The organism is Pseudomonas sp. F01002, assembly GCF_004402115.1.
GTDB classification, from domain to species: domain Bacteria; phylum Pseudomonadota; class Gammaproteobacteria; order Pseudomonadales; family Pseudomonadaceae; genus Aquipseudomonas; species Aquipseudomonas frigoris.
The window spans coordinates 388021-397498 of the sequence record NZ_SOPU01000003.1 but is presented as its reverse complement, the minus strand read 5'-3'; the positions used below and the strand labels follow the sequence as shown (position 1 = coordinate 397498).

The following is a 9478-nucleotide window of genomic DNA, read 5'->3' as shown; positions in this document are numbered from 1 at the left end:
GCGGGCTTGCTCGCGAAGAACGATAACGCGGTGCCGCTAATCAACACTGCGCGGCAATTGCAACGTCACCCGCAACCCACCCTCACGCAAATTCTGCAGGCTGACCTCCCCCCCATGGCTATGCGCAATATTTCGCGCAATCCCCAACCCCAATCCATAACCCTGTTGCTGCCCGGCCAGGCGGAAGTGCGGCTCGAACACCTGCTCCATCCGCTGTTCCGGTACGCCTGGGCCTTCATCGTCTACATGCAGGATGAACGCACTCTGGTCGTCATCAATGTGCAGATGCGCTTTCTGCCCATACTTCAAGGCATTGTCGATCAGGTTGCCGATGCAACGCTTGAGCGCCAGCGGCTTCCCCGGATACGCCGCCAGCGCACGCCCTTGCTGGGTGACGCGACCATTGCCGTTGGGTGCCAGATACGGCTCCACCAGACAATCAAGTACATGGTTGAGGTCCACCGGCTCGATATTTTCGTGGATGTCGGTGTCTTTTACACATTGCAGCGCGCCTTTGACCAGCAGCTCCAGCTCATCCAGATCCCGCCCGAACTTGGCTTGCAGCGTTTCGTCTTCGAGCAATTCAACCCGCAGCCGCAAGCGGGTAATCGGCGTGCGCAGGTCATGGGATATCGCGCTGAACAACTGGCTGCGCTCGGTCAGGTAACGGCTGATACGTTCGCGCATCGCATTGAAGGCGCGGCCGACTTCGACCACTTCACTGCCGCCGCCCTCGGCCACTGGCTCGACTTCCGCGCCGAGGGACATGTCCCGTGCTGCCCGCGCCAAACGCTTGAGCGGCCGGCTCTGCCAGTGCACCAGAAGACCAATGAACAATAGCAAGAAGCCGCTGGTGAGCACGATGAACCAGACTTGCTGCGCCGGCAGGCCTTGTTCTTCAAGGCTGGTGTAGGGCTCGGGCAACAGCGAGGCGATGTACAGCCACTCGCCCGGTGCCATCTGGATTTGCGTGACCAATACCGGTGGGTTCACCGGCTCCAGGGTCAGCGCGTAATGCGCCCAGGAGCGCGGCAATTCATCGAGTTTCAGCCCGCTGTTGAAGATCCGCAGGTCTTCGGGGCTGACGAACGTCACCGAGATATCGGTGTCCTGGCCCAGGGACTGGCGCAACACTTCGTCCACCGCTTTGAGCACCGCTTCCTTGCGCGGGGTGATCGGCAGCACTTCCATGCCCAAGGGTTTGTCGTTGAGCGTCACCACAAAACGGGTGCCGCCCATGCTGCGCAACTGGTCGAGTACCAATGGCCGAAACGCTACCGGCAAAGAGCGGAAGTAACTGACGCTGGCCGTCATCGAATGAGCGAGGCTACGGGCGCTGGTGACCAGGCCTTCAAGTTGGGTGGCGCGCAGTTGCGAGACCCAGATCACGCTCGACAACGTCTGGGCGAACAGCACCGCCAACAGCGTCAGCAGCAACATCCGCCCGAGCAGAGAACGCGGCACGGGAATCCGTGCGGCGAGCTTGCGGAAAAACTCAGTGGCCATTGCTGGCAACCACATTGGCGGCCAGTTGGTAGCCGCTGCCACGCACGGTACGGATCAGCCGCGGTGGTTTTTCGGTGTCGCGCAGACGCTGGCGCAAACGGCTGACGGCCATGTCGACGATGCGATCCAGCGGCATCAAATCACGACCACGGGTGGCGTTGCCGATGGTGTCGCGGTCGAGGATTTCCTGGGGGTGATCGAGGAACAGTTTCAGCAGCGCGAAATCGGCACCGGAGAGAATCACTTCTTCGCCGTCGATGTGGAACAGTCGGTGGCTGACCATGTCCAGCCGCCAGTCATCGAAGGCCAGCACTTCACTGCCGGAACGTTCCTGACCGAACTGCGCGCGACGCAACAAGGCTTTGATGCGCGCCTGCAATTCACGCGGGCTGAAGGGTTTGCCGAGGTAATCGTCGGCGCCCAATTCCAGACCGATGACGCGGTCGGCCTCGTCGGAACTGGCGGTGAGCATGATGATCGGCACCTGCGCCTGACGTGGGTGCTGACGGATCCAGCGGCAGAGACTGAAACCGTCTTCGTCCGGGAGCATGACGTCGAGGATCACCAGATCGCTCGGTGCCTCGTTCATCGCCTGGCGAAAGCCTGCGCCGTCGGGCGTGGTTCGCACCTGAAAACCCGCGCGGGTCAGGTAGGTGTCCAGCAACTCGCGTATCTCTTGATCGTCATCGACCAACAAAATCGACTTGTTGACTGAGCTCACAGGGGCGGCATCCTTGTTGTTTGAATTGGGCGGATTATGCCTTAAGCACAGATTTTACAAACACCGCAAAACCCATTGTGGGAGCGGCGGTGCGACGATTCGACTTGCTCGCGAAGGGGCCATCACATCCAACATCATCGTTGACTGACACACCGCTTTCGCGAGCAAGCCCGCTCCCACATTTGATCGCATTTCAGGCTTGTTCGAGCGCTACCCCTGCCCCCATCAAGCCGGAATACGGCGCCGTTACCAGCCACACCGGGATGCCTTTGAAGTAATCACTCATGCAGCCTTTGTCGGCAAAGCATCGGGCAAAGCCGCTTTCAATGAAGAAATCAGCGAACCGCGGAATCACTCCGCCCACGATGTACACGCCACCCCGCCCGCCCGTGGTCAGCACGTTGTTGCCGGCCACACGACCCAGCCAGCAGCAGAACTGCTCGAGCACTTCCAGGGCAATCGGATCACCCGCCAGACCGGCTGCGGTAATCGACTCGGGGGAATCCAGCACGGGTTCATGACCGTCCACTGCACAAATCGCCCGATAGACCCGCGGCAAACCGCTGCCGCTCAACGCCGTTTCAGCGCTGACATGGCCGATCTCATTGAAGATGTGTTGCCACAGTTGAGTTTCCCGCGGACTGCTCAGCGGCAAATCGACGTGACCGCCCTCCCCCGGCAACGCGGCGAAACGACCTTCGCCGAGGTCGAGCAACGTGCCGACGCCCAGGCCCGTCCCCGGACCGATCACCACCGCCGGCCGCAACGGTTCCGCCGTGCCTTCGCAGACCACCCGAAACTCGTCCGGCTGCAAACGGGTCATGCCCAGCGCCATCGCCGAGAAGTCGTTGACCAGCAACAGTTGATCCACCTGCAAGGTCTTGCAGAACCTCTTGCGGCTGAGTCGCCAGTGATTGTTGGTGAACTTGAATTCATCGCCGCTGACAGGGCCGGCCACCGACAGGCACACCGAACCGATCGAACCCGGTTCCAGGCCAAGCCCGCTCAGGTAGAGGGCAATCGCCTCTTCCGGGCTGGCGTGGTCGGCCGTTGCCAGCACCTGGATCGATTCCAGCTGCTGGTTTTTCCACAACGCGAAACGTGCGTTGGTCCCACCGATGTCACCGACCAAAGCCAGTTTCAATTAAGCGTCTCCAGGGCAGAAGTAAAGGCGCTGGCGCCCTGCTCCGCCGAGCTGAAGGCCATGCGCATGAAACCAAACAGTTCGCGACCGCTGCCAATGTTATTGCCCAACAGGCCTTTGGCAGGTTCGCGCGCTGCGAATTCGTCGGCGTCCACCTTAAGCTCAAGAGTGCCTTTGACGCCATCGACGCGGATGATATCGCCCTCTTGCACCCGCGCCAAAGCGCCGCCCACATACGCTTCGGGGCTGACGTGAATCGCCGCCGGGATTTTCCCCGACGCACCGGACATACGCCCGTCGGTCACCAGCGCGACTTTGAAGCCGCGATCCTGCAGCACGCCGAGGAACGGCGTCATCTTGTGCAGCTCCGGCATGCCGTTGGAGCGCGGGCCCTGGAAGCGCATTACGGCGACAAAATCCTTCTCCAGCAAACCGGCCTTGAACGCATCGGCCAGGTCCTGCTGATCCTGGAACACCATGGCCGGTGCTTCGACAACCTGGTTTTCCAAAGCGACGGCGGACACTTTCATGACACCGCGGCCGAGGTTGCCTTCCATCACTCGCAAGCCGCCCTCTGGCGAGAACGCACGCGCGACAGGACGCAGGATGGTTTCGTCGAGGCTTTCGATCGGGCCTTCGCGCCAGACCAGCTCGCCGTTTTCGAGGAACGGTTCCATGGTGTAGCGGCTCAGGCCGTGACCCAGCACTGTGTTGACGTTTTCGTGCAGCAAGCCGGCTTCCAGCAGTTCGCGGATCAGGAACGACATGCCGCCCGCAGCCTGGAAGTGGTTGATGTCGGCTTTGCCGTTCGGGTAGACGTGGCTCAGGGTCGGCACCACCTCGGAGAGGTCGGCCATGTCCTGCCAGGTCAATTGAATGCCCGCCGCCATGGCGATCGCCGGCATGTGCAAGGTGTGGTTGGTCGAGCCGCCGGTGGCGTGCAACGCAACAATCGAGTTGACCAGCGAACGTTCGTCGACGATTTCGCCGATCGGCATGAAGTCGCCGCTCTGCTTGGTCAGACGCGTGACCTGATGCGCCGCTTCGCGGGTCAGGGCATCACGCAACGGGGTGTTCGGGTTGACGAAAGAGGCGCCCGGCAAGTGCAGGCCCATGACTTCCATCAACAACTGGTTGGTGTTGGCGGTGCCGTAAAAGGTGCAGGTACCCGGGCTGTGGTAGGACTTCATCTCCGATTCCAGCAGCTCTTCGCGGCTGGCCTTGCCTTCGGCATAGCGCTGGCGCACGTCGGCTTTCTGCTTGTTGGAAATGCCCGAGACCATCGGCCCGCCCGGCACGAAGATCGTCGGCAAGTGACCGAAACGCAGCGCGCCCATCATCAGACCCGGCACGATCTTGTCGCAGATGCCGAGCATCAGCGCGCCATCGAACATGTTGTGAGACAGCGCCACGGCGGTGGACAGCGCAATCACTTCGCGGCTCGGCAGGCTCAGCTCCATGCCTGGCTCGCCCTGGGTCACGCCATCGCACATGGCCGGGGTGCCGCCGGCGAACTGGCCGACGGAGCCGATTTCACGCAGGGCCTTTTTGATCTGTTCAGGAAAGACTTCGTACGGCTGGTGCGCCGAGAGCATGTCGTTATAGGACGAAACAATCGCAATGTTGGCGGAGTTCATCATCCGCAGACTGTTCTTGTCGTCGGTGCCGCAACCGGCGACGCCGTGGGCGAAGTTGGCGCATTGCAGCTTGCCGCGCATGGGACCGTCGCTGGCAGCACCACGAATCAGTGCAAGGTAAGCCTCACGCGTGGCGCGGCTGCGGGCGATAAGCCGTTCGGTGACCTCAAGGACGCGGGGATGCATGTTTAGAACTCCAGGCTAACGGATGTGGCGACCTGATTGTCTATGCTGAACAAGAGCCGTTGTCGATGGGATGACAGACGGTTTTCTTGATCGGTCGGACCAGTTGATTCAGGTCACTCGTTGTAGATTGAACAAAATATTGCCATTAAAAAGGCTTGTTTTCTATTTTTATGCGAATAATCTTGTAATTCCAACAACAAAACGACGGCGGCCCTGTTAAATGACTCTTCGAATCGCAATCAATGGTTTTGGCCGAATTGGCCGTAACGTCCTGCGCGCACTGTATACCCAAGGTTATCGCCAGGATCTGCAGATCGTTGCCATCAATGACCTGGGCGACAGCGCGATGAACGCTCATCTGCTCAAGTACGACACTGTTCACGGCACGTTCGATGCCGATGTCCAGCACGATCGGGAAAGCCTGACCGTCAACGGCGACCGTATTTCTGTCAGCGCCATTCGCAACCCGGCCGAACTGCCTTGGGCTGCCGAGAAGATCGACGTCGTATTCGAATGCACCGGTTTGTTCACCGACCGCGACAAAGCCGCCGCGCATATTACGGCCGGCGCACGCAAAGTGATCATTTCTGCCCCAGCCAAAGGCGCCGACGCCACGGTGGTGTATGGCGTTAACCACGACATTCTGCGCCAATCGCACCAGATCATTTCCAATGCGTCGTGCACCACCAACTGCCTGGCCCCGGTGGCTCAGGTGTTGCACCGCGAGCTGGGAATCGAAAGCGGTCTGATGACCACTATTCACGCCTACACCAACGATCAGCACCTGACCGACGTCTATCATGTCGATCCGTATCGTGCGCGTTCGGCCACGCAGAACATGATCCCGAGCAAAACCGGCGCTGCTGAAGCAGTCGGTCTTGTGCTGCCGGAACTGGCGGGCAAACTGACCGGTATGTCGGTACGCGTGCCGGTGATCAACGTGTCGCTGGTGGACCTGACCGTGCAACTCAAACGCGAAGCGTCGGCCGATGAAGTGAACGCGCTGCTGAAAGAAGCCAGCCAGCACTCGAAGATTCTCGGTTACAACACCCTGCCGCTGGTCTCCAGCGACTTCAACCACAACCCGCTGTCGTCGATCTTTGACGCCAACCACACCAAGTCCAGCGGCAAGCTGCTCAAGGTGCTGGCCTGGTACGACAACGAATGGGGCTTCTCCAACCGTATGCTCGATAACTGCCTGGCGCTGTGCAACGCTGAATAAACCGATGACCACCGTAGGCGGCCCGAAGGTTCAACGATCAAAAGATCGCAGCCTTCGGCAGCTCCTACAGGTTTTGCGTCGCACCATGCCTTGTAGGAGCTGCCGAAGGCTGCGATCTTTTGATCTTCAGCGCCGACGGCGGATAAACGTCTGGAGCAGCACCGATGATCGGTATCAGCTTTACGCAAAAGACCATGGCAGCGCGCAAGCGTATTGCCCTGGTCGCCCATGACCACTGCAAGGTGTTTTTGCTGGACTGGGCCCAGCGGCAGAAAGACAGACTCGCACAGCATGAACTGGTCGCCACCGGCACCACCGGGTTGTTGTTGCAACAACGCCTGAATTTGCCTGTGGAGAGCATGATCAGCGGTCCGTTGGGCGGCGACCAGCAACTCGGCGCGCGAATCGCCGAGCAGCGGGTCGACATGCTGGTGTTCTTCTGGGACCCGTTCGAACCACAGCCGCACGACCCGGACATCAAGGCGTTATTGCGCGTCGCGGCGGTCTGGAACATTCCCGTCGCCTGCAACGAATGCAGCGCCGACTACCTGCTCAGCAGCCCGATGATGGAGCAGGCGCACGAACATCGGATCCCCGATTACGCGACCTATCTGCTGGGCCGCGCCTAAACCTTCACAAATCAATACTTGACCACTCGAGCGGATGATAAGCATTATCATTCGCTCGAAATGGATCAGGTTCTCCCGTGAGTCAATCTCGCTTCAATCACGTCTTCATCGCCCAGCGAGTCTCTCTGCTGCGCACATTGGAGCGGATGGTCAACAATCACAGCACCGCCGAAGACCTCCTGCAGGAGACCTACCTGCGAGTGACCCGGGCGCTCAGTGAGCGGGCCATCGATCACCTTGAGCCCTTCGTTTTCCAGACCGCCCGCAACCTGGCGCTGGACCATTTGCGTGCGCGGCGCATTCAGTCCCGCACGATGCTCGACGACGTGCCGCTGGACGTGGTGGAAAGCGTCGCCGCCCCCGCCAGCAGTGCCGAGGACGCCGCCCATGCCGAACAATTGCTCGAGCGTTTGAACGTGAGCCTCAATGAACTCAGCTCCCGTCAGCAGCAGATTTTCATCCTCAGTCGTCTGCACGGGCACAGCTATCTGGAGATCGCCGAGAAGCTCGGCGTGTCATTGAGCACCGTGCAAAAGGAGCTGAAACTGATCATGGCGATCTGCATCGGCGTGGCCGAACGGTTAAACGGCGATTGAATCTGTAGGCTACTCTATGTGTGAGGATGACCTGCACTGACTATCGGGCTTTGCTACCCTTGCCCCACTTTCAAGCTTCACTAAAAAAACAGCGGTGCCAAGACACTGCCGAGGAAACACCGTGACGGACACGCTTCCAGTGCCTCCCCCCGCCCCCCCTCCGTCCTCCCCGGCGCGGGACCCCGCAAGTGCGATGGACCAGGCCCTGGACTGGCTGATCGTGCTGGACAGTCCGAGCGAGGAACAAACCCGACAGTTTCACGACTGGCTGGCCGCCGATCCGCTGCATGCCGAGGCGTTCGCCAAAGCTCAGGCGATCTGGGAGGGCCCGCAAGTCGTGCAATGCGCGCAGAGCCTGGCCGCCCGGCCGCCGAAAGTGACCGTCCTGTCGCGCCTGCGACCGCACTGGAAACCCTTGGCCACCGCCGCCGTGCTGATCCTCGGTTTGTTCAGTTTCAGCAATCTGCCGATTCGCCTGCAGGCTGATCACCTGACGGTGGTCGGTGAACGCCAGCGGCTGCAACTGGAGGATGGCTCGAAGGTCCTGCTCAATACCAACTCGGCCTTCTCCAGCACCATCAACGATCAACAGCGCGTTGCCCGTTTGTATCAAGGCGAGGCGTTTTTCGAGGTACCGGCCAATCGCGGCCAGCCGCTGGAAATCGACGCCGGGCCGGTCAAGGCCAGCGTGCGGGACACCGCGTTTGCGGTGCGCTATCTGGACGGCGTGGCACAGGTTCGAGTACAGCGTGGGGATGTCGACTTGCGAGCGACCCGCGACGACGCGCGAATTCGCTTGTCCGCCGGAGAAAGCATCCGCATCGGCCCCAACGGTTTCGATCGCCCCGCCAGACTCGATGCCGCGACCGACCTGGCGTGGGTACAGGGTCGACTGGTGTTTGAAAACTGCCCGCTGAGCCAAGTGCTGGCGGAGCTGCGTCGTTACTATCCCGGCTGGATCATCAACAACAACGAGCAGTTAGCCGACATCGCCGTCACCGGCAATTACCGCCTCGACCAGCCGTTGGACGTGGTCCGCTCGCTGGCCCACATCACCTCGGCGCGGCTCCAGGAATTCCCGGCGCTGGTGATTCTGAACTAGGGGGCGTTCTCAATTAATTTCCCCGCGGTGGGGAAACTAATTGAGAACGCCCCCCTAGATGAGAATTATTTTTACTCGATAGCCAAACCCCGTACGTCTCGTTATAGCCAATGCAATTGATTCGCATCTCCGGATGCCAATCAGCACCTATAAAGATTCGTGCGACACGGAGCGCTATCGATGTCCTCTCGCCTTACCCGCCAACCTTCTTCACCTTCTCGCGTGCTGTCGCTGCTGACCGCCGCCATCCTGATGGCCGGCAGCGCGCAGCTCTGCGCCGCCACCGCTGCCGAGCAACCGACCCGCAACATGGGCGATTACGCGTTCGCCATCCCTCAGCAATCGCTGGTCTCGGCACTCAATGCCTTTACCGCCGTGACCGGTTGGCAGGTCGGCTTGCCGGCAGAACTGGCTGAAGGCGTGGCCTCGCCGGGCGTACGGGGTTCGCTGCCGCCGGAGAAAGCCCTCGATCGCCTGTTGGTGGGGACCAACCTGAGCTATCGCAAACTGGGCACCAACAACATCGTCCTGGAGAAGCGCAGCAACAGCAGCGCGCTCAACCTGGACCAGGTGACCATCAGCGCCACCCGCCAGGAGCAAAGCATCGACAGCGTGCCGAGCACCGTCACCGTTCACACCCGTGAAGAGCTGGACCGCAACAACGTGAATAACATCAAGGATCTGGTGCGCTACGAGCCCGGTGTTTCGGTAGGCGGTGCCGGTCAACGCGCCGCT

9 protein-coding genes are annotated in these 9478 nt (G+C 60.6%); 5 read left to right on the top strand and 4 right to left on the bottom strand.

Annotated elements, in window-relative coordinates:
• Positions 1-36 precede the first annotated feature (36 nt).
• The 4 genes from E3W21_RS02370 to edd form a co-directional block, all read right to left on the bottom strand.
• Positions 37-1506 carry an ATP-binding protein gene (locus E3W21_RS02370; RefSeq protein WP_129437802.1) on the bottom strand — a complete coding sequence of 490 codons (1470 nt, stop codon included), beginning with the start codon at positions 1504-1506 and terminating at the stop codon, positions 37-39.
• Positions 1496-2227, bottom strand: a complete 732-nt coding sequence (locus tag E3W21_RS02365) for a response regulator (protein WP_008155851.1) — start codon at positions 2225-2227, stop codon at positions 1496-1498. The genes E3W21_RS02370 and E3W21_RS02365 overlap by 11 nt, the downstream gene beginning before the upstream one ends.
• Positions 2228-2420: 193 nt before the next feature.
• A complete protein-coding gene (locus E3W21_RS02360) occupies positions 2421-3371 on the bottom strand; it encodes a glucokinase (RefSeq protein ID WP_134417587.1) in 951 nt (316 codons plus the stop codon).
• Positions 3368-5194 (bottom strand): phosphogluconate dehydratase, encoded by a 1827-nt coding sequence (gene edd / locus E3W21_RS02355; RefSeq protein WP_046049478.1) that lies wholly within the window; start codon positions 5192-5194, stop codon positions 3368-3370. The genes E3W21_RS02360 and edd overlap by 4 nt, the downstream gene beginning before the upstream one ends.
• Before the next feature lie 220 nt (positions 5195-5414).
• Here edd and gap point away from each other — a divergent pair, with 220 nt between their 5' ends.
• From gap to E3W21_RS31565, 5 genes are all read left to right on the top strand, one after another.
• A complete protein-coding gene (gene gap, locus E3W21_RS02350) occupies positions 5415-6416 on the top strand; it encodes a type I glyceraldehyde-3-phosphate dehydrogenase (RefSeq protein WP_129437806.1) in 1002 nt (333 codons plus the stop codon).
• 164 nt (positions 6417-6580) lie between these two features.
• Entirely contained in the window at positions 6581-7045 is a 465-nt protein-coding gene (locus E3W21_RS02345) for a methylglyoxal synthase (RefSeq protein ID WP_129437808.1), read from the top strand.
• Between the two features lie 77 nt (positions 7046-7122).
• The gene (locus E3W21_RS02340) at positions 7123-7641 is read left to right on the top strand and encodes an RNA polymerase sigma factor (RefSeq protein ID WP_134417585.1); all 519 of its coding nucleotides are present in this window, start codon (positions 7123-7125) and stop codon (positions 7639-7641) included.
• A gap of 121 nt (positions 7642-7762) precedes the next feature.
• Complete coding sequence (locus E3W21_RS02335) at positions 7763-8743, top strand: FecR domain-containing protein (protein ID WP_371927034.1); 981 nt, start codon at positions 7763-7765, stop codon at positions 8741-8743.
• Positions 8744-8923: 180 nt separating this feature from the next.
• Positions 8924-9478: TonB-dependent receptor (locus E3W21_RS31565; protein WP_256661474.1), on the top strand; the 555-nt coding region annotated here is incomplete at its 3' end.